Origin of the sequence: Pseudomonas sp. TH39(2020) (genome assembly GCF_016650715.1) — a bacterium.
GTDB lineage: Bacteria > Pseudomonadota > Gammaproteobacteria > Pseudomonadales > Pseudomonadaceae > Aquipseudomonas > Aquipseudomonas mandelii_C.
Window position 1 is genome coordinate 157232 of record NZ_JAEKFF010000005.1, and the last position, 24254, is coordinate 181485.

Below are 24254 nucleotides of genomic sequence, written 5' to 3' on the forward strand. Positions count from 1 at the left end.
TCGCGCCGTACAAAGTCCTAGTATTTTTGTCGGGAAAGAGCTGGAACGGCCTCGATAGCCAAATCGCCGTCGATTCGGCCTTTAAGCCACCGATAGCTGCATTTTTCCACCCATTCGTAACTTGCCCACGAGCCCAGACCGATTGTCGCGGCACAAACGGCGAACATCACGTAGGGATTGATTCCATAACGCTGTGCGATAAAACCACCCGCAGACAGCACCAACACGTGCATCAGGTACACCGAGTAGGAGCAATCGCCCAGCAGTTTGAGCACCTGGCTGTGCTTGAAATAGCGCTCGAGCGCCATACACGCCATCACCAGCACCGCGCTCGGCAGGCCCCAGGCCAACAACCGTGGCTGCGGCGCCAGGTAATAAATCGCCAGCAACGCGCCGACAATGCCCAGCAACGGTAGCCAGAAGCCGGGCCTGATCCAGCCGCGACGGTAAATCATGCCGATGGCGATCCCCAGCAAGAATTCATAAACAATGTCCGAGCGGTAGAACTCGCTGATCCAGCCGTAGCCGGTCCAGGCCTGACACACGGCAAACAGCAGCGCCGCGACGATCAGCAGCCGAACCTGCAAGCGGAACAGCAGCGCCCAGGCAAACAGCACGTAGAAGAGCATTTCGTAGTTGAGGGTCCAGCCGACGTTGAGCGTCGGATAAATCCCGTAGCCGCCGGGGTTTTCAGTAGGAATGAACAACAGCGACAGCAGGAAACGCGACCAGTCGACTGTCTGATCCGGCAACACGGGCTGAGCGAACACCACCAGCAGCGCCATCAGCACCGTATACAGCCAATACGCCGGAACGATGCGGAACAAGCGATACAGCAGAAAGCGCCCCGGCGGCAGTGATTTGCCCTCGGTGGACAGGAAAATCACCAGGCCACTGATGACGAAGAAGATGTCGACACCCACCGCGCCCTTGTCGATGAACATCTGCCCCACCGGCCCACGGGCCTGGAAGTTGAAGAATATCTGCATGAAATGGTGGCAGACCACCGCCCAGGCCGCGAGGGCACGCAGTGCCTGTACTGAAATCAACATCGACTGCCCTCCCGATCGCCATCCGCAAACCACCGAACCCGGGGTTCGGTGTTGCCTCTGGATTGGGACAGCAGCCGCGAGTCAAAGGTCTATCAAAGATTCTCGTACCGGTTCATGTCCAGCACGCCCTCTTCCACCGGTTCGGTCTCATGGACGTACCGACTCAGGTCATGGAAGTAGAACCAGAACTGTGGATGGCTACGGCGAATCCCCCAGCGCTCGACGATTTTTTCAAACCGATTGGCGTCCTTGGCGTTTTCCATCTCGTCCACGAACTCAGGCACTTGCTCCGCCGGAATGTTGAACATGAAGTTCGGATAGCTGCTGAGCACGCCCGGAAAAATGGTGATCGTGTCGAGCCCCGGTTGATACCGCAGGGATTCACCGAGCAGGAACGCGACGTTACTGTGAGCGCGATTGCGCAGCAGGCTGTAGACCTCGCGCTTGCCGCTCGCGGTTTCGATCCGCAGCAGGGTCGCTTCCGGCAACTGATCGATCACCTTCAACCCGGCCGCCGGACGCGAAGTCAGGCGACTCAAGGCCTGCTCGGCGCTCTGCAAGGCCGGGTCGATGTTCGGCCGCGAGCAATAAGCGCCGTCACAACGGTTGATCGGATCGGGCTTGGCGTTGAGGTCGCCGTAACGGACCAGCAACTGCATGGCGAAATCGCGTTTCGGGTCCTTTTCGTCCAGTACCAGCGCCGTCTTTTTGTCGTTGTCGATGGCCTCGTAGTCCAGCCACATCTTGAATTTGCCGCCGTTCTGGTACCAGTCGTCGAGGTAATCGTCCCGCGAATCGGCCGGCATCAGGCGCAGGAAATTCTGCTCGGCACCGTTGCGGATCAGGTCGAAGTACAGGCGCGTTTGCGCCTGATGGGAGACGTTGCCGAACACGTCGAAGTTGACCGCCAACTGGTAATACGTGCGCTCCAGCAACGGGAAGTCGAACAGCCACATCGTTTGCGGCACGTCACCGATCAGGCCTTTGTTCACCGAGGCACTGTCGAAATGCCGGAAGATTGTCAGCAGCGCGTTATCGTTACCGGCCCACAGGGTCGACCAGCTCGGCGCCGGCGCATCGGCGTAACTGTCACGGCGCAGCGCCTCGTACTCGTTACGCTTGTTGCGGTAGTCATGCCACAGGCTCAGGACACTGCCGACATCGTCGTTCTGCCCCGGCATCGCCAGCAATGGCGTGGCCTGGCCGCGGTAGTTCGGATCGATGATGTAGAGGTCGTGTTCAGGCGCCTGGAACATTGCCCAAAAGTTATCGCGGATCACGTCGGTGGCGATCTGCCCACGGCACACCGGGCCGCGAATAAATGTACGGACGAAATATTCGGCGTTATCGAGCATGAATTGATAACGCGCCTGGGCCGGGATCGCCTCAAACGTGGTGAACGGATTGGCCCGACGCTCCGGCCCGTATCCCGGCAAGGCGTCGACCTGCCATTTGCCGTTATAGAACAGGCTTTTGATCCGAGCCATCTTCGCCGCGCTCAACGGGTAGGTGATGTGGGTCTTCTGCACAATCACGCCTTGCACCGGCCACAAGCGGTAATACACCTGAGTGCCCGGATCGTCATTCGGGCGGCGTGTGTTGATCAGATCGATAGGCTGGCCAGTCGGCGTGCGCGAACGTACCCACTGAAAGAAATGCCCCGGCTCGCCGTCCTTGAAATAGAGGTGAGCGAGAAACCAATGCTCGAACAACCAGCGCCCCACCAGGCTTTGCCGTGCGCCCGGTGCGTTGAGCAGGTTTTCCCACTGCACCACCTGCAAGGCTTCTTTGGCGCTCGGCACAAGTCCTTGCGCGTCAATCGGCGCGCCGGACGCCAGCCAACGCTGCAGCGTCTGGTATTGCTGATCGGTCAGGCCGGTGACCGCCAGCGGCATGCCTTCTTTGGGATGTGAGCGGGTGTAGCCGTCGAACTCGGCCGGCATGGCGCACGAGTTTTCCCGGTTCAGGCCCAGAACGATCTCTTCTGGCAACCTGGCATTGGGTTGCAAAGGAGTTTTGTGGCCCAACTCGAGCATCCGCGCCATCAACGCGGCCTGACTGCCCTGGGCATCGAGTACCGAATAAAAGCCCTCTTGTTGCCAGGCCCGCTTGCCAAAGGCGTCATAAAACAGCCGGGTCGGCGCGGCAGCCTGTCTGCGTTCGCCGTCGTAGACCGAAAGCTTGATCGCACCGCGCGCCGCCCCCTCACCGCTGCCCAGATTGAGCTGACAAGCGGCGTCATAGCAGGCGTGGCAGGCCACACACTTTTCGGTGAAAATCGGTTGGATGTCGCGGCTATAAGAAATGGCAGAGGAAATGGCCGGATCCTGTGCAGCGGCGCCCCAGCTTAAAAACAGCAAAACCATGCTGATGACGCGATAAGACATATCCCTGGTCCCGATCATGAAAAACGCCGCGATTCTACCGGTCTGATCCTTGCACCAACATGAGCGATATTCATGAAAAACCGGGACATGCTCTAAAACCGCACAGGTTTGCTATTATCCCGCCCCTTCGTCATGGTCTTTCCGAGTAGTCCAAATGTCCGATCGCAGTGTTCGCCTTCAAGCTCTCAAGCACGCCCTCAAAGAGCGCATCCTGATTCTCGATGGCGGCATGGGCACAATGATCCAGAGCTACAAGCTCGAAGAGCAGGATTACCGCGGCAAACGCTTCGCCGACTGGCCAAGTGACGTCAAGGGTAACAACGACCTGTTGATCCTGACGCGCCCGGACGTGATTGGCGCCATCGAGAAAGCCTACCTGGATGCCGGCGCCGACATTCTGGAAACCAACACCTTCAACGCCACCCAAGTGTCCCAGGCAGACTACGGCATGCAGGGCCTGGCGTACGAGCTAAACGTAGAAGGCGCACGTCTGGCGCGCAAGGTGGCAGACGCCAAGACCCTGGAAACCCCGGACAGGCCGCGCTTCGTCGCTGGCGTGCTCGGCCCTACAAGTCGCACCTGCTCGCTGTCGCCTGATGTGAACAACCCCGGCTACCGCAACGTGACCTTCGATGAACTGGTGGAAAACTACACCGAGGCCACCAAAGGCCTGATCGAAGGCGGCGCCGACCTGATTCTGATCGAGACCATTTTCGACACCCTGAACGCCAAAGCGGCGATCTTCGCGGTGCAAGGTGTATACGAAGAACTCGGCGTCGAGTTGCCGATCATGATCTCCGGCACCATTACCGATGCTTCCGGCCGTACGCTCTCCGGCCAGACCACCGAAGCGTTCTGGAACTCCGTGGCCCACGCCAAGCCGATCTCGGTCGGCCTGAACTGCGCCCTCGGCGCCAGCGAGTTGCGTCCGTACCTGGAAGAGCTGTCGAACAAGGCCAGCACCCACGTTTCCGCGCACCCGAACGCCGGCCTGCCGAACGAATTCGGCGAGTACGACGAACTGCCGTCGGAAACCGCAAAAGTCATCGAAGAATTCGCCCAAAGCGGCTTCCTCAACATCGTCGGCGGTTGCTGCGGCACCACGCCGGGCCACATCGAAGCCATCGCCAATGCCGTGGCCGGTTATGCGCCGCGTGAAATTCCGGACATTCCAAAGGCCTGCCGCCTGTCGGGCCTGGAACCGTTCACCATCGATCGCAACTCGTTGTTCATCAACGTCGGCGAGCGGACCAACATCACCGGTTCCGCCAAGTTCGCCCGCCTGATCCGTGAAGACAACTACACCGAAGCCTTGGAAGTCGCCCTGCAGCAGGTCGAAGCCGGCGCCCAGGTGATCGACATCAACATGGACGAAGGGATGCTCGATTCGAAGAAGGCCATGGTGACCTTCCTCAACCTGATTGCCGGTGAGCCGGACATCTCGCGCGTACCGATCATGATCGACTCCTCCAAGTGGGAAGTGATCGAAGCCGGCCTCAAGTGCATCCAGGGCAAGGGCATCGTCAACTCGATCAGCATGAAGGAAGGCGTCGAGCAGTTCATTCATCACGCCAAACTGTGCAAGCGCTACGGTGCCGCCGTGGTGGTGATGGCCTTCGACGAAGCCGGCCAGGCCGACACCGAAGCGCGCAAGAAAGAAATCTGCAAACGCTCCTACGACATTCTGGTCAACGAAGTCGGCTTCCCGCCGGAAGACATCATCTTCGATCCGAACATCTTCGCTATCGCCACCGGCATCGAAGAACACAACAACTACGCTGTGGACTTCATCAATGCCTGTGCCTACATCCGTGACGAACTGCCGTACGCGCTGACCTCTGGCGGTGTGTCCAACGTGTCGTTCTCGTTCCGTGGCAATAACCCGGTGCGCGAGGCGATTCACTCGGTGTTCCTGCTGTATGCGATCCGCAACGGCCTGACCATGGGTATCGTCAACGCCGGCCAGCTGGAGATCTACGACCAGATCCCGGCCGAACTGCGTGACGCCGTTGAAGACGTAGTGCTCAACCGCACCCCGGAAGGCACTGACGCCCTCCTCGCCATTGCCGACAAGTACAAGGGCGACGGCAGCGTCAAGGAAGCCGAGACCGAAGAATGGCGCGGCTGGCCCGTCAACAAGCGTCTGGAGCATGCGCTGGTCAAAGGCATCACCACGCATATCGTTGAAGACACCGAAGAATCCCGTCAGTCGTTCGCTCGCCCGATCGAAGTGATCGAAGGCCCGCTGATGTCCGGCATGAACATCGTCGGCGACCTGTTCGGCGCTGGCAAAATGTTCCTGCCGCAGGTGGTGAAATCCGCCCGCGTGATGAAGCAGGCCGTGGCCCACTTGATCCCGTTCATCGAACTGGAAAAAGGCGACAAACCGGAAGCCAAGGGCAAAATCCTGATGGCCACGGTAAAAGGCGACGTGCACGACATCGGCAAGAACATCGTTGGCGTAGTGCTGGGTTGTAACGGCTACGACATCGTCGACCTTGGCGTGATGGTGCCGGCGGAGAAAATCCTGCAAGTGGCCAAGGAGCAGAAGTGCGACATCATCGGCCTGTCCGGCCTGATCACCCCTTCGCTGGATGAAATGGTCCACGTGGCCCGCGAAATGCAGCGTCAGGACTTCCATCTGCCGCTGATGATCGGTGGCGCGACCACCTCGAAAGCGCACACGGCGGTGAAAATCGAGCCCAAATACAGCAACGACGCAGTGATCTACGTCACCGACGCTTCCCGCGCCGTGGGCGTGGCGACGCAGTTGCTGTCCAAGGAATTGAAGCCGGCCTTCATCGAGAAGACTCGCCTGGAATACATCGAAGTCCGCGAGCGCACCGCCAACCGCAGCGCCCGCACCGAGCGCCTGAGCTACCCGGCGGCCATCGCCAAGAAGCCGCAGTTTGACTGGACCACTTACGAGCCGGTCAAACCGACGTTTACCGGTGCCAAGGTGCTGGACAACATCGACCTGAATGTCCTGGCCGAATACATCGACTGGACGCCGTTCTTTATCTCCTGGGACCTGGCCGGCAAATACCCGCGCATTTTGCAGGACGAAGTGGTCGGTGAAGCCGCCACCGCGCTGTTCGCCGATGCCCAGGAAATGCTAGCCAAGCTGATCGACGAGAAACTCATCAGCGCCCGCGCGGTGTTCGGCTTCTGGCCAGCCAACCAGGTGCGTGAGGATGACATTGAAGTCTACGGCGATGACGGCAAGCCGATTGCCAAGCTGCATCACCTGCGTCAGCAGATCATCAAGACCGACGGCAAACCGAACTTCTCCCTGGCTGACTTCGTTGCACCGAAGGACAGCGAAGTGACCGACTACGTGGGTGGTTTCATCACCACCGCCGGGATCGGTGCCGAAGAAGTGGCGAAGGCTTATCAGGACGCCGGCGACGATTACAACTCGATCATGGTCAAGGCCCTGGCCGACCGTCTGGCCGAGGCGTGCGCCGAGTGGCTGCACCAGCAGGTACGTAAAGACTACTGGGGTTACGCCAAGGACGAGACACTCGACAACGAGGCGCTGATCAAAGAGCTATACACCGGTATCCGCCCTGCCCCGGGCTACCCGGCCTGCCCGGATCACACCGAGAAATCCACATTGTTCAAGTTGCTGGACCCTGAGGCCTCGGAAATGAAAGCCGGCCGCAGCGGCGTGTTCCTTACCGAGCACTACGCCATGTTCCCGGCGGCGGCGGTCAGCGGTTGGTACTTCGCTCACCCACAGGCGCAGTATTTTGCCGTGGGCAAGATCGACAAGGATCAGGTGCAGAGCTACACCTCGCGCAAAGGTCAGGAATTGAGCGTGACCGAGCGGTGGTTGGCGCCGAACCTGGGTTACGACAACTGATGGTGGTCCCGGGAGTCGACTGGTGCGACTCCCGGGGTTCATATGAAAGCTGCAGGTTGACGTTACAGCCCCACCAGCGTCCGTTCTTTTTCAGATAATTCGCGCACCAACGTTCCTTGCTCGAAAAGAAGGTCTGCCTCTATCGCCTGCATGGCGGTTTTGTACTGCTCCTGCGCGCCTTCGCCGTAATTTGGATACGCCTCGTCTACCTCATGCTCTCTGTCTGCGAAACCCTCTCGCACCTGGGCGAACCGTTCAGGGTATTTGTCCTTCAAATAGTCGCTCCAGTACTTGCGGCCGACCAAATCATCAATAAATGCCGATGATTGTTCTGCCACGATCACTTCAGCATAGGCAGCATCCAGCACGGCAGGCGCAACGTTGCCGCTGTAGCGCATGCCTCTTGGTTGCCCCGGCAACTCAAGTCGCTCGGCAAGCCCGATACGATAGGCCAACCGTACTTCCGCCGGATCAGTTGAGCGGCGCTGTGCCTGTCGCTGGACAATGTCGCGGTTAGCGATTTCCTCGACTTTCCCAAGGCGAAACAGGTTCCTGCCAAGTCTGAACAAGACGTTGCCTTGTTGGCCCGGGGAAATTGACTTCGCGGTCTCAAATTCGAAAGCCTTAACTTCTATATCGCTGAACAACAGGATTTGACCATCAACGCAGGTTGCGCCAGACCTCGCCATTTCGAATATCGTATCCCTCAGACCTGCGTCGCTATCGGCCACCCTCAGTACGGTATGGACCCGCCGCACAAGATCAGCACGTCCCGTCAGGAAGTCTGTCGTACCTTCCATTTTGGTCAGCAAATTGAAGAAGAACTGATTGTTTGGCGCTTGCTCAAAGTCATTCCATATCCGTATCAATTCCTCTGAGTCGGCTGCTGACGGAGCGATCCATCGCTCACGAGCGTCGGTACCTGTCACCTCATCCATATCCACTTCTACGTCACTTGCGATCGAGTCATCGCTATCGCTGTCGTTAACGCTGCTGCTGTCGCTAGTGCTATCAAACCGCTCCAGTGCCTCGTCAATCTCTCCTGGCCTCCATCCCACTATCTGCTCGCCCTCCCGCACCTGATTACGCAGCATTAGCAGGCTCGCGCCATCCAGAGTTTCGTTGCTGGCCAAATTCGTGCCCGCACGCAATACCCTGTGTTCATCGGCCATCAGGACCGGCGGAATGGACTCGATCATGTTGTCGCGCAAATCCAGAGCACTGAGCGAGGGGAGCTGAAGCGCTCCCTGCGGCCAGATGATCAGGCGATTGCCACTCAGATCGAGGGCCTGCAAACGGGTAAGAGGACTGATATCCAGCGACTCAAGCCAGTTTTCCGCCAGGTTCAATGACTCCAGGTTGCTCAATCCTGCAAGCTGACGTTGGAGCTGAGGCGCATCGGAAAAACGGTTATTGACTGCCGAAAGTCGCTTGAGGCTGTTCAGTGAGGTAACGGACTCTGGCAATGCACTCAATGCATTGGCATTCAGCGCCAGGGTATGGACATGAGTAAACGCATCAAGGAAATCGCTTAGCCCCTCTTCTCTCAGATACACGTTGTTCAGGTTCAACGCACCGACATGAGCGAAGTCGGCGGGTAGAGCCGGGAGATTGCCCAAGGGGTTATCGGACAGATCAAGGATATAACCTCCCGATGCGCTCTCCACGGCCTGCGCCCCGCGGAGGTTCTGCCTCCAGCACGCCATTATCCGGTCTGCCGCCTGACGACGCTCGGTGGCTGCAATCCACACAGGAGGAGAGGATTCACCCATCTGCTGTGGTGGGGTTTCGATCCATGTGTTCAGGGTCTTCGTCAATGCCTGATGTTGTCTGTCCCATTTGGCCAATTGCTCATACAGGGGGCCAGCGCCGCCATGGCGTAACGTCAGTTCATCAATCATCTGTATCGCCTCGGCGCCTGGCAGATCCGGGTCAAGCCTTCGCAAGCGGGCTTGTGGGGTCAAAAGCGTCAGGTCATTGCCAGGGACAACAGGCAGCGGCAGTAACAAGTCCGGATTTTGTGCGACCAAAACCGGAAAGTACTCTGGCTTACCAATGGTAATGCCCGCCTGCAATCTGGCTCTGGGAATACCCATGGGTGTTTCGGAAGAAGTACTCGCCAGCAAATCGGTGCGGGCCTTGGCCGTCAATCGACAGCCAATCATATCGATCCTTAGAGCGTCGTGGCCGGTCAAGGCAGCCTCAGGAATCGTCGTGATCGCGCTGTTGTTCAACTCGAGCGTGCCGAGGCCGGACAAGTCCAACGCACCTTTTGGCCAGTCTTTAATGGCGGTATGACCCACACGCAGGGTCTTCAAGCGGGTCATGGCGCTGACATCCAGCGAATCGAGCCGGTTAAAGCGCAAGTCCAGGCTTTCAAGGGCAGACAACCGGTTCAAGCGTTGTTGCATACTCGGGGTAATTGTCAGGTGATTTCGGCTCAGCTCCAGATCAGTGAGTTTTCCGAGGTTGTCCAAAGCTGACGGAAGATCCTGCAGTTGATTGCCACACAGATCCAACTCGCTAATGTCGGTGAAGCCGCTCAAAAAACGACTGAAATCCTCGGATGAGGCCACCACACCCGACATTTTCAGGGTTTGCACATGGGCAAAATTCGTTGCTGACAGCGCTGGCAGTTCAGGCAGATCGCCCAGCGCCCAGCCGGACAAATCAAGAGTCGATGAAATGACTTGTCGCGGCATGACAGGCCATGGCCGCACCGTTGAAGGTCCGGCCTGAGGTTGCGAAGACTGCGCCTCCTCCGTACCGCCATAGCGTTTACGCAGACCATCACGCCAGCACTCACGGATTCGCCGGGCAACGGATTCTCGTTCCCGAATGTTGACTTGCCGGCCATTGGCTCTTGCTGTTCGCTGCTGCCATGCCTCCAAATGCTGTCGCAATGCCTGTCCATCCTGGCGCAGTGCATTGGTCCGTGCCAGCAACGCCCGCCCTGCCAACCCCTCAGCCTTCATTCGCCCAAGGGCAATCTTCGAAAGCTCGTCGCTTGTCTCCAGGGCGTTGTATAGCGTGCCTTGGCAATAACGATCCAGCATCTGCCCGGTATCCAGCAAATGCGCAGGATTGTCGTGCACATACTCGTATGCCTTCGAGAAGTCCTCAGTGCTCAGCCTGGCCCAGTTGAGTTTCATGCCAGGCCACAGTGATTCATGACCGGATAGCCATTCAGGGGGAAGTGTCTTGACGCTTGAGTGAGCGAGATCCAGCGACCTGAGCTGCGGCAATTGCAGAGCGCCCTTCGGCCAGGCCTCTGTCGTTCCGTACACACTCAACGAATGCAGTTGAGTCAGGCGACTGACATCCAGCTCGCCCGCCATGCCAATCACGTCCAATCGTTGCAGTTGTGGCATGGCGTCTATCAGCGACTGGGCAGCTTCGGTGAATTCCGGACCCAGCGGCCCTACCATCTCCAGCTCACGAATACTCGGCAGTGCCTTTAGCCTCTCGGCCAGTTGAACCCTGTCGACGCCACCCTGGATCCTCAACCTTAGCGACCGGGCGTTGGGGAACTGGCGCACAAAGGCTTCCGGTGTCTGACTCAATACTCCACCAACGCTCATATTCAGATGTCTTACGTGAGGAAAGTTGCCGGCCAGTTCCGGCAAGCTGTCTGCAGCGCCCACGTCCAGATAAACACTGGCATCGCCATCGTAAATACCCCTCTGCTGCCAGACGTCTCTAATGTTTCGTGCGACTTGATAGCGAACAGTATTCCAGTCGCCGCTGTGTGCCCATTGTTCGAGCTGCGCCGTCAGTGCCTCGTATTCCCGGCCCCGCATGTTCAATAAATTGGCGATCTGCGTTTCGGTCATGCCATCCAGCGCAAGCTGGATGACCATCGATTCCGCCAACTCATCGGAGAAGTTCGGATAGACATCCCGCAACCTGGAGACCAACGAGGGATTCACCGTTGCTCCGGCACCCCGCCCGCTCAATGGGTAGCCGACCCTGCCGTCGGGCAGTCGCACCGGCGGACGGAATCGTGGCGTGGCGGCGTTAGGCACGAGGGTTTCCATCATCTGATCACGGTGGCCCATGGCATAGATGCTCAATGTCTTTTGTAACTTGGCACCCTGCGCCACATTGGGCATGCCCAACTGTGTGCGGACGTCGTCCGGCAACGCATGCATGACCGAAGAGAAAAAGTTGTCGCCTTCTTTCGGCACGCTGTTCAACGCGTTTTGTTGCTGGTCGAAGGCCTGGAACTGGTTGGCTTGATGATGTTGATAGCCGTCCTTGACCAGGTATTTGACTTGCTCGGCCGTCTCGCTACCGATGCTGTCGAGCAGTTTTCCACCGCAATCGCCCTGACGAACTTCCAGGCGCAGGTTTTTCGGCCAGTCAGGGAGTTTTTCCAGGCTGTGCAGTGCCAGACGCTGGCTGTCGGATGACGCCATGCTCTCCAGTTGCAATCCGGCCAGGGCCTTGTTCAGCCGAGTCACCCGGGCGCGCGCACGCCCCTTGAGCAACAGACTGGTGGGGAGTCGGCCGGTTTGTTTGATGTACAGCCGCTCCTTGGCTGTGGCATTGGTCAGTACTTCTTGCGCCGCGTCCGTCGATAGACTGGGGGAAGTACGTTGCAGCGCCTGAATTTCACGCGTTGTTGCCTTGGAGTCCTGGCTGAGTTTGTCGAACAATGAAGTTTTGTTGCCCGAAAGCTGGTCGCCAAGCTGTTGTCGGAAAACCGTTTCACGCTCTGCCTCGACCCGCGCACCGTCACCCCCCAGCAAACGAACGATTTCTTCCTCATCCAGTGCCGCAAGCACTCGTTCGGGCAATTTCCCGGCAGACACATCCTCACGGGAAATCCTGATGCTCGGTTTCATGGGTGTCGACGCCTCACCGTAGCGGGACGAAGCACCGCTCAGGCTTGCATTGTCGAACACGTCGATCACCCGCCCCTGCGGCCAACGCGGCATATTGATCACGTGCGGCAAGACGTCGTTGTAGCGGCTGTCCGGCACTGGCTGATCGAGACGAATCTGTTCAATCATTTCATTGAGCTGACGGTCGATCTGAAACTGCCGCAACGTGTCGGATAACGCTGATGGCAAGCGCAGGTTATCCGTATGGATCTTGCGCAGCACGTCGTCGTTAACGCCGCTGATATCGGCAATTTTCTCCAGCGTCGCCGCGTCAATACCGTCAGTGACCGGTCCAAGACGTCGTAACAAGGTGGCACGATCCCACTCCAGCGGGCGCTCGAAACGATGGCGCCACGCGCCCTCACCGTTGTGTTCAAGAACGGGGGAGTAAGCGTCCGGGGCCGTCGGGTGTTTGAGACGCCATTTGTTCAACTTGGGGTCGAAGGTTTTTTCGTAGACGTTACCGTCGAGCCTGATATAGGTCTTGCCGTCCACTTCATACTGCCCAAGCTTGTTGGGCTTGAGCCCCGCCGGCAAGACCCTGTCGCTCAGGTACGGCGTCAAGCCAGGCCGCCACAACTGTTCGCTGCCAAACGGCAATTTAACCTTGACCAGGCCATCGACGATGGGTGTGGACAGCACTTTCGGCGCTTTACTGGCAACCGCGCCTACAGCCGCCATGAATGCCACGTTCACGGCCACCGACTTCAAATAACTCCAGGCCTGATCCGTGTCCCCGATACTCCAGGCTTCAACCCCGTGATAAATGTCTGTGGTCAGTTGCACCGCCATCACGGCCATCATTACCTCGCCCAGGCCAGGCACAAAAAATGCGGCCACGTTGAGTATGTTCAGCCCCCACTCGGCATAGCGGGCGAGTCGTTCATACCAGGCGTCATGATCGACCTTGGCCGTCGGCACCGCCAGTTGCTCGGCAGTCTCCTTGAGGCGCGTCTGGTGCCGCGTGTACAGCTCGCCGAACAGCTCCGTGTCAAAAAACTCTTCACTGATATCAAGAGCCGGCTCATCCCGGTAAACATTTTCGTAGACGCCGTCGATGTGCCCCAAGAGGGTCTGTTTACGGTAAGGGAAATCCGGGTTCCATTTGAGTGTTTGCAGAGCAGTCTTGATCTTGCCGAGGAACTTGCCCGCATCACCGTGGGGGATGAGCCTGAGGAAAGAGCGCTGGTAATTCACATCGCGCAGCCTGTAGCTCAGGTCATTTTCAAAGGACTTGAGCGAGGCATATTCCATGACCGGCGCCACCGGATCACCCGGAATACAGACGATGATCCGCGAGTCCTGGTAACCCAGTACGTCAAACAGGTTTACACCGGGATTGGTCCAGCTGAAGTTGACCTTTTTAGCTTTGCGCCGGCTTGCGCCAATGACAAACAGCTCACTGACGGGCGACCCCAGCACATGCAACTGACTGAAAGTGACGCGTTCACCGTCCAGTGTTGGCGATTTGTCGCCGTTGAGCACGGCCAGCAATGTGCTGTAGGCCGATGGCGTGATCAGCGATTTGAGGTGGGCGATATGGGCATGCACCCGCAGACTGTCCTTCCACGCGCCGACGGTTTGGGTGCGCACGGTGGCGGCCCTGTCCGCGGCGTCAAACATCGCCGTCAGGTGTTCCTGATACTGCTTGCCGATATCCAGTTCACGGCATAGCGAGGCGAAATCGGCGGGCTTTATCGGTAGCTTCTTGATCCTGTAGCGCGTTGAAGGGCCCTTTTCCGGATAGTCCCAACCGTAAGGTCCTCCTTGAGTTTCCAGATAGGCAGCCCGTTTACCTCGCTCAGCAATGACGTCACGTTCACCAAACACCTGGTCTTCTTCAAAATTGCGCAGTGCCAGTTGCAGCAGTGTCTGGTGAGTGATGAGCGAGCCTGCAAAGGGCTCGTAGAGCCAGGTCTGCGCAACATCAACATTCAACCCGAACTTTTTTTGCAACGCCGCTTCGAGCAACGGTTGCGCGAAATCGGTGACTCCTTTGAGCCCGGCGAGTGTTTTTGCCAGGGTTTCGTTGGAGGTTCGACTGCGCTTCTGGTCGTCCCGTACAGTTTGTCGTTGGTCGCTGGAGGCCTTCTGAAACCAGTCCGGCATGGCATTTTCGGCCAGGCCTCCCGGTGTTCTCGCCCGATCCAGAGCCCGGAAGTTTGCCGGGGTCAGGTGGCGTATCCGATCGTGCAGCTTTTTTTTGATGAAATGGTTGTGAAGGCCCTTTTCCTGGACCGATGGGATTCCACTCATGTGGCAATACCTGATGCTGTCGAATGAAGCACCAGTCAATCAGCAGGTTTGACGTCCAGGGCGGTACATATTTATACCGCGTGGCGCCGGGGGCGATCTTCTTTCCGTGGGTTGTCTATGCTTGTCTTACTCAAACGGGAGACGAGGGGTTTATGGACGATCCAGCCGACAAAAAGCCGCCCACTTTCTGGCAGATGCTGCACAGCGTCATGGCGGCGGCGTTCGGGGTGCAGAGCGGGAAGAACCGGGCGCGGGACTTCACTCACGGCAAGCCCAGTCATTTCGTGATTCTGGGGATTTTGTTCACCGCGGTGTTCGCATTGACGCTGTATGGCATCGTGCAACTGGTGGTGCATCTGGCCGGGGTTTAGCGCATCAAGGTTTGCAGACTGAACGGATAGCGATACGACGTCGGCCGGCCCTTGGCTGAAAGACGGCGGAAGTTCACACCGTAATCCGGTGATTCCCCCATGGCCAGCAATCGCCGGGCCTGTGCCTTGTCGATCAATTGCAGCAACGGGATTCTCCGGTCTCGGCCGCCGTAATGGCTGAGATCCACGCCTTGCTCAAGATCATGCAGCTCCACCAGCGCCCAACCGCCCAACGTGAAGTGCCCGCCCAACAGCACGCTAATGCGTCCGTCGACCGTCGCCTGTAACGCCGCCGGCGAGGTGTTGACCGCACTGAACAATGCATCCTTGCCGGGTAGCCCACCCGTCTCCGAAAACGCCTGCATGGCGCCAAACGCCATTTCGTCATTGGCTGACCACACCAGCGAGACCTTCGGGTAACGCCGGAACAGCAGTTTGGCCTGTTCATAGGCCCGTTCCCGGGTCCAGCCGCTATAAACCAGTTGGCGCAAGCGTACTTCAGGGTGCTCGGCCAAGGCCCGCATCATGCCTTGCTCGCGCAGTTGCGCCGAAGGGGTGATCTTCAGGCCGGAAAACGCCAGCAACTCGATGACCTGACCGGGCGCCGCGGGCGGATGCTGGCGAATCAGCTCCTTGAGCATCAGGTAGCCGCCCTCCTCATCGTTGGGCACCAGGCTGCCCAAGCGCTCAGGGCGCTCGCCCAACAGACTCATTTGGTTGGCCGTCAGGGACGCGTTGACCATGAACAGCTTTACCCCGCTGCCCTGGGCCAGACGAATGATCTGCGGGGCGACGTACTGTTCGTTGGCGAACACCAGATAGTCCGGACGATCAGGGCCTTGCAGCGCCTGACGCGCTTGCGCCAACGTGAGCTCCGGCATGCGTCGGGAATAGAGAATCTGCAGATCAATGCCCAGATCCGTGGCTGCCGCCTGCATGAATTGCGAATAGCTGATCCAGAAGGCCTCGTCAGTCTTTCCGGGGCTCAGGAACAATACCGATTCCGCGCGCGAAACGGGGCCGTAAACCGCGCCGCACATCAGCAGGAATGAGTAGAAAAACTTCAACATTGATCGTCCGAGCCCCCCGGCAATTCGCCGCGCATTATAGCCAGCGAAGTCCCGGAAAACGGCGTTTATTCCGGTTATTGTCCGACAATCGTCGGAATCGGGCCCGGACGGGGTCGGTTATTGATGGCTGACCCAAAATACCGCTGTGCCCACGACCAGGATGATCAGGAACAGAATGGCCCAAGCATCGACCGTGCTATCGGGTTTTGACGTTTTGGTAGGGTTGCTCATTGCATCGCCTCTTGTCGGTTTTATCGGTGATTGCATAAAGACTCGAGCACAGTTAAGACGATGATTGCCCGCACCACAAATGTGGGTTTTGCCTCATTGGCCTTCATTAGTCGTTTTGGTTCTTTACATATACTCAAACATCACTTTTGCGCATAACTGCAAACTGGTATCTTGCCCCGGCTCCGTTGGGAGTGCGCGGCCGTGCGCGCAGAATTGCCGAGGCAGTATCGAGACTTCAGCAAGCCAAAAACGCAGCTGGATCCGACCGGCCCAAGCCTGAGAACAGGACTTATATGTACGTATACGACGAGTACGATCAGCGGATCATCGAGGACCGCGTCAAGCAGTTCCGTGATCAGACCCGACGCTATCTGGCAGGCGAGCTGAGCGAAGAAGAATTCCGCCCCCTGCGCCTGCAAAATGGCCTTTACATCCAGCGCTTCGCGCCGATGTTGCGGGTGGCGGTGCCTTACGGCCAACTGACTTCGCGCCAGACGCGAATGATGGCCAGAATTGCCCGTGATTTCGACAAGGGCTATGCCCACATCAGCACCCGGCAGAACGTACAGTTCAACTGGCCGGCGCTGGAAGACATCCCGGACATCCTTGCCGAACTGGCGACCGTGCAAATGCACGCGATCCAGACCAGCGGCAACTGCTTGCGCAACGTCACCACCGACCAGTTCGCCGGTGTCGCTGCCGACGAGCTGATCGATCCGCGCCCGTGGTGCGAGATCGTCCGCCAATGGACCACGTTCCACCCTGAATTCGCTTACTTGCCGCGCAAGTTCAAGATCGCCATCAACGGTTCGACTTCCGACCGTGCGGCCATCGAAGTCCATGACATCGGCCTTGAGCCGGTGCACAACGCCGCTGGCGAGCTGGGCTTCCGTGTGCTGGTGGGTGGCGGTCTCGGCCGTACCCCTGTGGTGGGCGCGTTCATCAATGAATTCCTGCCGTGGCAAGACCTGTTGAGCTACCTCGACGCCATCTTGCGGGTGTACAACCGCTACGGTCGTCGCGACAACAAGTACAAGGCGCGGATCAAGATTCTGGTCAAGGCCCTGACACCTGAAGTCTTCGCACAAAAAGTCGACGCAGAGATGGAACACCTTCGCGGTGGCCAGACCACGCTGACCGAAGCCGAAGTGCATCGCGTCGCCAAACACTTCGTTGATCCGGAGTACAAGGCTCTGGACAACCAGACCCTGGCATTGGCCGAACTCGACAAAGAACACCCGGGCTTCGCGCGCTGGCGCAGCCGCAATACCCTGGCCCACAAAAAGCCGGGTTATGTGGCCGTGACCCTGTCCCTGAAGCCGACCGGTGTTGCACCGGGCGACATCACCGACAAGCAGCTCGATGCCGTTGCCGACCTGGCCGATCGTTACAGCTTCGGTCAACTGCGCACCTCCCACGAGCAGAACATCATTCTGGCCGACGTTGAGCAGTCCCAACTGTTCGCGATGTGGGGCGAGTTGCGCGAGCAAGGTTTCGCCACGCCGAACATCGGCTTGCTGACCGACATCATCTGCTGCCCGGGCGGCGACTTCTGCTCCCTGGCCAACGCCAAGTCGATCCCGATCGCCGAATCGATCCAGCGTCGCTTCGAAGACCTGGATTACCTGTTCGACATCGGCGAACTGGACCTGAACATCTCCGGCTGCATGAACGCCTGTGGTCACCACCACGTCGGCCACATCGGCATCCTCGGGGTGGACAAGAAAGGCGAAGAGTTCTACCAGGTTTCCCTGGGTGGCAGCGGAAGTCGCGACGCCAGCCTCGGTAAAATTCTCGGCCCGTCCTTCGCCCAGGAAGCCATGCCTGATGTAATTGAAAAGCTGATCGACGTGTACATCGAACAACGTACCGAAGACGAGCGTTTCATCGACACCTATCAGCGCATTGGCATCGACCTCTTCAAGGAGCGCGTCTATGCAGCGAATAATTAAGAACAACGAAGTCGTCGACGAAACCTGGCACTTGCTGCCCAAGGACTTCAACATCGACGAGATCAGCAACTGCGACGACTACATCGTCCCGTTGCAGCTTTGGCGCGAACACAGCCGTATGCTCAAGGCCCGCGATGGCGGCCTGGGCGTATGGCTGGATGCCGATGAAGAAGCCGAAGAGATTGGTGACGACGTGGAAAATTTCCAGGTGATCGCCCTGAATTTCCCGGCCTTCACCGACGGCCGCAACTACTCCAACGCCCGCCTGCTGCGTGACCGTTATGGTTTCAAAGGCGAATTGCGGGCGATTGGCGATATACTGCGCGACCAGCTGTTCTACCTGCACCGCTGCGGTTTCGACGCCTTTGCGATCCGCGCCGATAAAGACCCGTACGAAGCCCTGGAAGGTCTCAAGGACTTCTCGGTGACCTATCAGGCTGCTACCGACGAACCGCTGCCGCTGTTCCGTCGCCGCTAAGTACGCGTAAACAAAAAGCCCTGAATCGGAAATCCGGTTCAGGGCTTTTTTGTGTCCGGCGTAAACGATTACGCGAGGGTGCTTACCAGAAGCGTTGCTGAGTCAACCGGCTCCACCAGCTCAGCAGCACACGATCGACCGAGCCGCTGGCCGCCATGCCGATGCGCTCCTGCAGGCTTTTGCGTTCGGCGTAGTGCAAGTGGTACAGCTCGGACTTCTTGGCGCGCTCGGCGAGGTATTCATCGCTGGTCTTGAGTTCGTCCACCAGTTGCTTGTCCAGCGCCGCGACGCCGAGCCAGATTTCACCGGTGGCCACTTCGTCGATGGCCAGTTGCGGGCGATAGCGCGAAACGAAGTTCTTGAACAACTGGTGAGTGATGTCCAGGTCTTCCTGGAACTTCTCGCGGCCCTTCTCGGTGTTTTCGCCAAACACCGTCAGGGTGCGCTTGTATTCGCCCGCGGTCAGCACTTCGAAGTCGATGTCGTGCTTTTTCAGCAGGCGGTTGACGTTAGGCAACTGCGCCACGACGCCAATCGAGCCGAGGATCGCGAACGGCGCGCTGATGATCTTCTCGCCGATGCACGCCATCATGTAGCCGCCGCTGGCCGCGACCTTGTCGATGCACACGGTCAACGGCACACCGGCATCACGAATACGCGCCAGTTGCGAGGACGCCAGGCCGTAGCTGTGAACCATGCCACCGCCGCTTTCCAGACGCAGCACTACTTCATCCTTGGGCGTGGCGAGGGTCAGCAGCGCGGTGATTTCATGGCGCAGGCTTTCAGTCGCCGATGCCTTGATGTCGCCATCGAAATCCAGCACGAACACCCGTGGTTTGGCCTCGGTTTTCTTCTTTTGCTTTTTCTCGGTTTTAGCTTCGACCTTGCGCAAGGCCTTGAGCTGGTCCTTGTCGAGCAAGGTTTGCTCCAGGCGTTCGCGCAGCCCTTTGTAGAAATCATTGAGTTTGCTGACTTGCAACTGGCCGGTCGACTTGCGTCGACCTTTGCTGCGCAACGCCGCGAAACTGGCCAGGACCACCAGGATGGCGATCACCAGTGTCACGGTTTTAGCCAGAAAAACTGCGTACTCGGCAAAAAACTCCACAGGGACTCCTTTAATACGATGCGCTGCATAAACGCGCGCGGGATACCTCCAGCATACCCATGCGCCGCGTCGGCGGCCAGCCGTGAAACCTTTGGCAACCAGCCTGTAACGGGCATTTCAAACAAGCGTATGTTTTTTCATTGACAGCTCACCGTCATCCTCATAACCTCGCCGAACCTTCAACGTAGCGGGATGAAGCGGACGTGGGCAGTATCTATTTGATTCGACATGGCCAGGCCTCCTTTGGTGCAGACGACTATGACGTCCTGTCGCCGACCGGTGTTCGCCAGGCAGAAGTCCTCGGCCAGCACCTCGCCGAGCTGGGTATCAGCTTCGATCGCTGCCTCTCGGGCGATCTGCGCCGCCAGCAGCACACGGCCAATAGCGCACTGGAACAGTTCGCTGCGGCAGGCCTGCCGGTTCCCGTCCTGGAAATCGATTCCGCTTTCAATGAGTTTGACGCCGACGCGGTGATCCGCGCGCTGCTGCCGGCCATGTTACCGGACGAACCCGAAGCGCTGCACATCCTGCGCAATGCCGCGCAAAACCGCGGTGAGTTCCAGCGAATCTTCGCCCTGATTATCGAACGCTGGCTCGCCGGCACCTATGACACACCGGGCCTGGAAAGCTGGCTGGGGTTTGTCGAACGGGTACAAGCCGGTTTGCAGCGAATCCTCGAAAGCGCCGACAACACCCAGAAAATCGCCGTGTTCACCTCCGGCGGCACCATCACGGCCCTGCTCCATCTCATTACGCAAATGCCTGCCAGGCAGGCGTTTGAACTGAACTGGCAAATCGTCAACACCTCGCTCAACCTGCTGAAGTTTCGCGGTCGTGAGGTGGCTCTGTCTTCTTTCAACAGTCATGCGCACCTGCAACTGTTGAAGACCCCGGAACTCATCACGTTTCGCTGAGTCCGGACTATTGTGACCCTGGCTGTATTCACCCAGCTCTAATTACCCAAGAAAGGATCGAACCATGACCTCCGTAGCTGATGCCGTACAAGCAATGAAAGCCAAGTTCAACCCAGCCGCTGCTGCCGGTCTGGACCTGGTATTCGGTTTCCGCATCGACGACACCAAGAACTTCTCGCTGATCGTCAAGGACAGCACCTGCGAGCTCCAGGAAGGCGAAAACCCGGACGCCCAGGTGACTCTGGTCATGGACGGCGAAACCCTGGAAGGCATCGTCGACGGTTCGACTGACGGTATGCAAGCGTTCATGGGCGGCAAACTGCGCGCTGAAGGCGACATGATGCTGGCCATGAAACTGTCCGAGTTGTTCCCGAGCTAAGACAGCGGCTCCCGGTCTTCGGGAGCACGTCTGGCTGCAAACGAATCCCGCCCTTCGAGGCGGGATTCGTCGTTTTTCGCCATCGGAAAACGGCTACCTGTGGATTTGCCGTCTATATTCCTTCTGGCCGCATGCGTCAGACATCGGCTGTTTGCCTTCGCTTTTTTATGAAGAGCCTTTGTGCGGAGCACTGCCCATGAGCCCACCTGACGACCACGACGGATTCAACCGCCGTCGTGTACTGCAAGGCCTTTCGGCAGGCGCCGTCGGCGCCTGGATCAGCCCGCTAATCGCAGAGAGTAAAACCATGCCCGACGCCCCCGCTGACCTCATCCTGTATAACGGACGCCTGCACACCGTCGATCGTAAAAAACCCCAGGCCAGCGCCGTCGCGATCAAGGATGGACGCTTCGTGGTGGTCGGCAGCGATGCCCAGGCCATGGCCCTGCAAGGCCCTGGCACACAGATTATCGACCTGCACGGTCGCACGGTGATTCCCGGTCTCAACGACTCGCACCTGCACCTGATTCGTGGTGGCCTCAACTACAACCTCGAACTGCGCTGGGAAGGCGTCCCTTCACTGGTCGATGCGCTGCGCATGCTCAAGGATCAAGCCGATCGCACACCCACGCCGCAATGGGTGCGGGTGGTCGGTGGCTGGAACGAATTCCAGTTCGCCGAAAAACGCCTGCCGACGATTGATGAACTGAACAAGGCCGCGCCAGACACCCCGGTATTCGTCCTGCACCTCTATGATCGTGCACTGCTCAACCGAGCCGCGTTGAAGGTAGTCGGGTATACCCGTGACACGCCGAACCCGCCGGGTGGTGAAATCCAGCGCGATAGCAATGGCGACCCGACCGGCATGCTGATCGCCCGCCCCAACGCGATGATTCTCTACTCGACCCTGGCCAAAGGGCCGAAACTGCCGCTGGAATACCAGGTCAACTCGACCCGTCAGTTCATGCGCGAACTCAATCGCCTCGGCGTCACCAGCGCCATCGATGCCGGCGGCGGTTATCAGAATTATCCGGACGACTATCAAGTCATCCAACAACTGGCCAAAGACCAACAACTCACGGTGCGTATCGCCTACAACCTGTTCACGCAAAAACCCAAGGAAGAGCTGACCGACTTCAAAAACTGGACCAGCACCTCCCACTACGGTCAGGGCGACGATTTTCTTCGACACAACGGTGCCGGGGAAATGCTGGTGTTCTCGGCGGCCGATTTCGAAGACTTCCTCGAACCCCGCCCAGACCTGCCGCAAACCATGGAACAGGAACTGGAACCTGTGGTCCGCCATCTGGTGGAGCAGCGCTGGCCGTTCCGTCTGCACGCCACGTACAACGAATCCATCAGCCGCATGCTCGACGTGTTCGAGAAGGTCAATCGCGACATTCCGTTCGACGGTTTGCCGTGGTTTTTCGACCACGCCGAAACCATCACCCCGCAGAACATCGAACGGGTCAAAGCCCTCGGCGGTGGCATCGCGATCCAGGACCGCATGGCATTCCAGGGCGAATACTTCGTCGACCGTTACGGTGCCAAGGCTGCCGAAGCCACGCCGCCCATTGCTCGTATGCTGGCCGAAGGCATTCCGGTCGGTGCCGGCACCGATGCCACGCGCGTGTCCAGCTACAACCCCTGGACTTCGCTGTACTGGCTGGTCAGCGGTCGCACCGTCGGAGGTCTGGCGCTGTACCCGCAAGGCTTGAGCCGCGATACCGCGCTGGAACTCTTCACCCACGGCAGCGCCTGGTTTTCCTCCGAGCAAGGCAAAAAAGGACAGATCAAGGTCGGACAATTGGCGGACTTGATTGCGCTGTCGGCGGACTATTTCCACATCGAGGATGAAGCCGTCAAATGGATCGAATCGGTCCTGACCATCGTCGACGGCAAGATCGTCTACGGCAGCGTCGAATTTGAAAAACTCGGGCCGCCTCCAGTTCCGGTGGTGCCTGAGTGGTCGCCCGTTGCCAAAGTACCGGGCCATTGGAAACCCCTGGCGCCGCTGACGGCACAAGTTCATCAATGCGTCGGGGCTTGCGCGGTGCATGCGCATAGTCACGAGAGAGCGAGACTGTCGTCCGCACCGGTCAGTGATTTCGCCGGTTTCTGGGGAGCGTTTGGTTGTTCGTGTTTTGCGTTTTGAAATGAGCCGCTAAAAGATCGCAGCCTGCGGCAGCTCCTCGATCCCTGTAGCAGCTGCCGAAGGCTGCGTTCGGCTGCTCAGCAGTCGTGAATCCTGCTGCACGGTCTTCCTGACACACCGCATGTGCCGATTTTACGACTGCTACGCAGCCGAACGCAGGCTTCGCCAGCTGCTACATGAACTGATCCGGCGGTATCCGTTTACAATGCCTGCACCTCCTGTACCGGCCGCCCCATGGACATCGATCTCGCCCGCACCTTTCTGGAAATCGTCCGCCACGGCAGCCTTGCCGCAGCGGCTGAAAAACTTCACGTCACCCAGACCGCGATCACTGCGCGTGTGCAGAAACTCGAGAGTCAACTGGGCAGCACGCTGTTCGTGCGCAATCGCGCCGGTGCGCGCCTGACGCCTAACGGTGAAGCCTTCGTGGTCTACGCCAATCAACTGGTCGAAACCTGGGAAGCGGCGCGACGGGACTTACCGTTGCCCGAGGGATACCGCGACGTGTTGCACATCGGTGGCGAGGTCAGTCTGTGCAACCCGCTGATGCTCAGCTGGGCCGGCGCACTGCGCGAGAAGATCCCCAGCCACGCCCTGCGCATGGAAATCCGTGACGGTGAAAACCTGTTGCGCCAGCTGGAACTGGGGGTTCTGGATGCGGCGCTGGTTTACCAGCCCGAGTATTGGCCACGCCTGCAAGTCGAGCAGGTGCTGGAAGAAAAACTGGTCCTCATCCGCCTGGCCGCAAGACCCGATCCCTACGTGTACATCGACTGGGGCCCGGACTTCCGCCGTCAGCACGATGCGGCCCTGCCGGAAAAAGCCAAAGCTGCGTTGAGCTTCAACCTCGGCCCACTGGGTTTGCAGTACATTCTGGAAAACGGCGGCAGCGGCTACTTCCGCACCCGGGTGGTCCAGAGCTATCTGGAAAGCGGTGTGCTGGAGCAAGTGCCCAAAGCCCCGGAATTCAGCTACCCGACCTATCTGGTTTACTCCCGCGACCGCGACTCGGCGACCCTGCAACAAGCCTTCGACCTGCTGCGCGAAGTGATCAAATCCGACGATGACTGGTCGCAACGCTGGAACCCGCTGACCTGAATCCGGCTTGCACCGGAGCATAGCGGTTGCGTCCTCAAGGTTTGGCCAGCCAAAA

The 24254-nt window shown here is 58.7% G+C and carries 13 protein-coding genes; 8 read left to right on the forward strand and 5 right to left on the reverse strand.

Annotated features, from left to right (window positions below; all coding sequences use genetic code 11):
* Window positions 1-17: 17 nt before the first annotated feature.
* Window positions 18-1052 carry an acyltransferase family protein gene (locus JFU47_RS05735; protein WP_201181740.1) on the reverse strand — a complete coding sequence of 345 codons (1035 nt, stop codon included), beginning with the start codon at window positions 1050-1052 and terminating at the stop codon, window positions 18-20.
* 92 nt (window positions 1053-1144) lie between these two features.
* Window positions 1145-3439: a fatty acid cis/trans isomerase gene (locus JFU47_RS05740; protein ID WP_201181741.1), complete on the reverse strand. Its 2295-nt coding sequence runs from the start codon at window positions 3437-3439 to the stop codon at window positions 1145-1147.
* Between the two features lie 154 nt (window positions 3440-3593).
* Between JFU47_RS05740 and metH the strand changes: the two genes are divergently transcribed.
* On the forward strand, window positions 3594-7304 hold the full coding sequence (gene metH, locus JFU47_RS05745; RefSeq protein ID WP_201181742.1) for a methionine synthase: 3711 nt from the start codon (window positions 3594-3596) through the stop codon (window positions 7302-7304).
* Between the two features lie 62 nt (window positions 7305-7366).
* On the opposite strand, the gene JFU47_RS05750 is transcribed toward metH, so the two are convergent.
* The gene (locus JFU47_RS05750; RefSeq protein ID WP_201181744.1) at window positions 7367-14446 is read right to left on the reverse strand and encodes an NEL-type E3 ubiquitin ligase domain-containing protein; all 7080 of its coding nucleotides are present in this window, start codon (window positions 14444-14446) and stop codon (window positions 7367-7369) included.
* 152 nt (window positions 14447-14598) lie between these two features.
* On the opposite strand from JFU47_RS05750, the gene JFU47_RS05755 reads away from it, so the two are divergent.
* Window positions 14599-14817 carry a DUF2970 domain-containing protein gene (locus tag JFU47_RS05755; protein WP_140682680.1) on the forward strand — a complete coding sequence of 73 codons (219 nt, stop codon included), beginning with the start codon at window positions 14599-14601 and terminating at the stop codon, window positions 14815-14817.
* Here JFU47_RS05755 and JFU47_RS05760 read toward each other — a convergent pair.
* On the reverse strand, window positions 14814-15887 hold the full coding sequence (locus JFU47_RS05760; protein WP_140682683.1) for an ABC transporter substrate-binding protein: 1074 nt from the start codon (window positions 15885-15887) through the stop codon (window positions 14814-14816). The genes JFU47_RS05755 and JFU47_RS05760 overlap by 4 nt on opposite strands.
* A 524-nt stretch (window positions 15888-16411) precedes the next feature.
* On the opposite strand from JFU47_RS05760, the gene JFU47_RS05765 reads away from it, so the two are divergent.
* Both JFU47_RS05765 and JFU47_RS05770 read left to right on the forward strand, forming a co-directional pair.
* The gene (locus JFU47_RS05765) at window positions 16412-18070 is read left to right on the forward strand and encodes a nitrite/sulfite reductase (protein WP_201181746.1); all 1659 of its coding nucleotides are present in this window, start codon (window positions 16412-16414) and stop codon (window positions 18068-18070) included.
* Window positions 18054-18548, forward strand: a complete 495-nt coding sequence (locus JFU47_RS05770; RefSeq protein WP_140682689.1) for a DUF934 domain-containing protein — start codon at window positions 18054-18056, stop codon at window positions 18546-18548. The genes JFU47_RS05765 and JFU47_RS05770 overlap by 17 nt, the downstream gene beginning before the upstream one ends.
* An 82-nt stretch (window positions 18549-18630) precedes the next feature.
* Here the strand turns inward: JFU47_RS05770 and sohB are convergent, their stop codons facing one another.
* Window positions 18631-19653 (reverse strand): protease SohB, encoded by a 1023-nt coding sequence (gene sohB / locus JFU47_RS05775; protein ID WP_140682692.1) that lies wholly within the window; start codon window positions 19651-19653, stop codon window positions 18631-18633.
* A gap of 203 nt (window positions 19654-19856) precedes the next feature.
* Between sohB and JFU47_RS05780 the strand changes: the two genes are divergently transcribed.
* The 4 genes from JFU47_RS05780 to JFU47_RS05795 all read left to right on the forward strand — a co-directional run bounded on the left by JFU47_RS05780 (window position 19857) and on the right by JFU47_RS05795 (window position 24199).
* Window positions 19857-20567 carry a histidine phosphatase family protein gene (locus JFU47_RS05780; RefSeq protein ID WP_140684067.1) on the forward strand — a complete coding sequence of 237 codons (711 nt, stop codon included), beginning with the start codon at window positions 19857-19859 and terminating at the stop codon, window positions 20565-20567.
* A gap of 64 nt (window positions 20568-20631) precedes the next feature.
* Window positions 20632-20946: an SCP2 sterol-binding domain-containing protein gene (locus tag JFU47_RS05785; RefSeq protein WP_008015934.1), complete on the forward strand. Its 315-nt coding sequence runs from the start codon at window positions 20632-20634 to the stop codon at window positions 20944-20946.
* 307 nt (window positions 20947-21253) lie between these two features.
* Window positions 21254-23101: an amidohydrolase gene (locus tag JFU47_RS05790; RefSeq protein WP_201182271.1), complete on the forward strand. Its 1848-nt coding sequence runs from the start codon at window positions 21254-21256 to the stop codon at window positions 23099-23101.
* Window positions 23102-23335: 234 nt separating this feature from the next.
* Entirely contained in the window at window positions 23336-24199 is an 864-nt protein-coding gene (locus JFU47_RS05795) for a LysR family transcriptional regulator (RefSeq protein WP_008154980.1), read from the forward strand.
* The last annotated feature ends 55 nt before the right edge of the window (window positions 24200-24254 follow it).

Excerpts from the sequence above, each read along its gene's own strand:
- JFU47_RS05750 (WP_201181744.1), bottom strand. The coding sequence starts at position 14,446 with ATGAGTGGAATCCCATCGGTCCAGGAAAAGGGCCTTCACAACCATTTC.
- JFU47_RS05795 (WP_008154980.1), top strand. The coding sequence starts at position 23,336 with ATGGACATCGATCTCGCCCGCACCTTTCTGGAAATCGTCCGCCACGGC.
- JFU47_RS05755 (WP_140682680.1), top strand. The coding sequence starts at position 14,599 with ATGGACGATCCAGCCGACAAAAAGCCGCCCACTTTCTGGCAGATGCTG.
- JFU47_RS05740 (WP_201181741.1), bottom strand. The coding sequence starts at position 3,439 with ATGTCTTATCGCGTCATCAGCATGGTTTTGCTGTTTTTAAGCTGGGGC.
- metH (WP_201181742.1), top strand. The coding sequence starts at position 3,594 with ATGTCCGATCGCAGTGTTCGCCTTCAAGCTCTCAAGCACGCCCTCAAA.
- JFU47_RS05785 (WP_008015934.1), top strand. The coding sequence starts at position 20,632 with ATGACCTCCGTAGCTGATGCCGTACAAGCAATGAAAGCCAAGTTCAAC.
- JFU47_RS05760 (WP_140682683.1), bottom strand. The coding sequence starts at position 15,887 with ATGTTGAAGTTTTTCTACTCATTCCTGCTGATGTGCGGCGCGGTTTAC.
- JFU47_RS05770 (WP_140682689.1), top strand. The coding sequence starts at position 18,054 with ATGCAGCGAATAATTAAGAACAACGAAGTCGTCGACGAAACCTGGCAC.
- JFU47_RS05735 (WP_201181740.1), bottom strand. The coding sequence starts at position 1,052 with ATGTTGATTTCAGTACAGGCACTGCGTGCCCTCGCGGCCTGGGCGGTG.
- JFU47_RS05765 (WP_201181746.1), top strand. The coding sequence starts at position 16,412 with ATGTACGTATACGACGAGTACGATCAGCGGATCATCGAGGACCGCGTC.
- JFU47_RS05790 (WP_201182271.1), top strand. The coding sequence starts at position 21,254 with ATGCCCGACGCCCCCGCTGACCTCATCCTGTATAACGGACGCCTGCAC.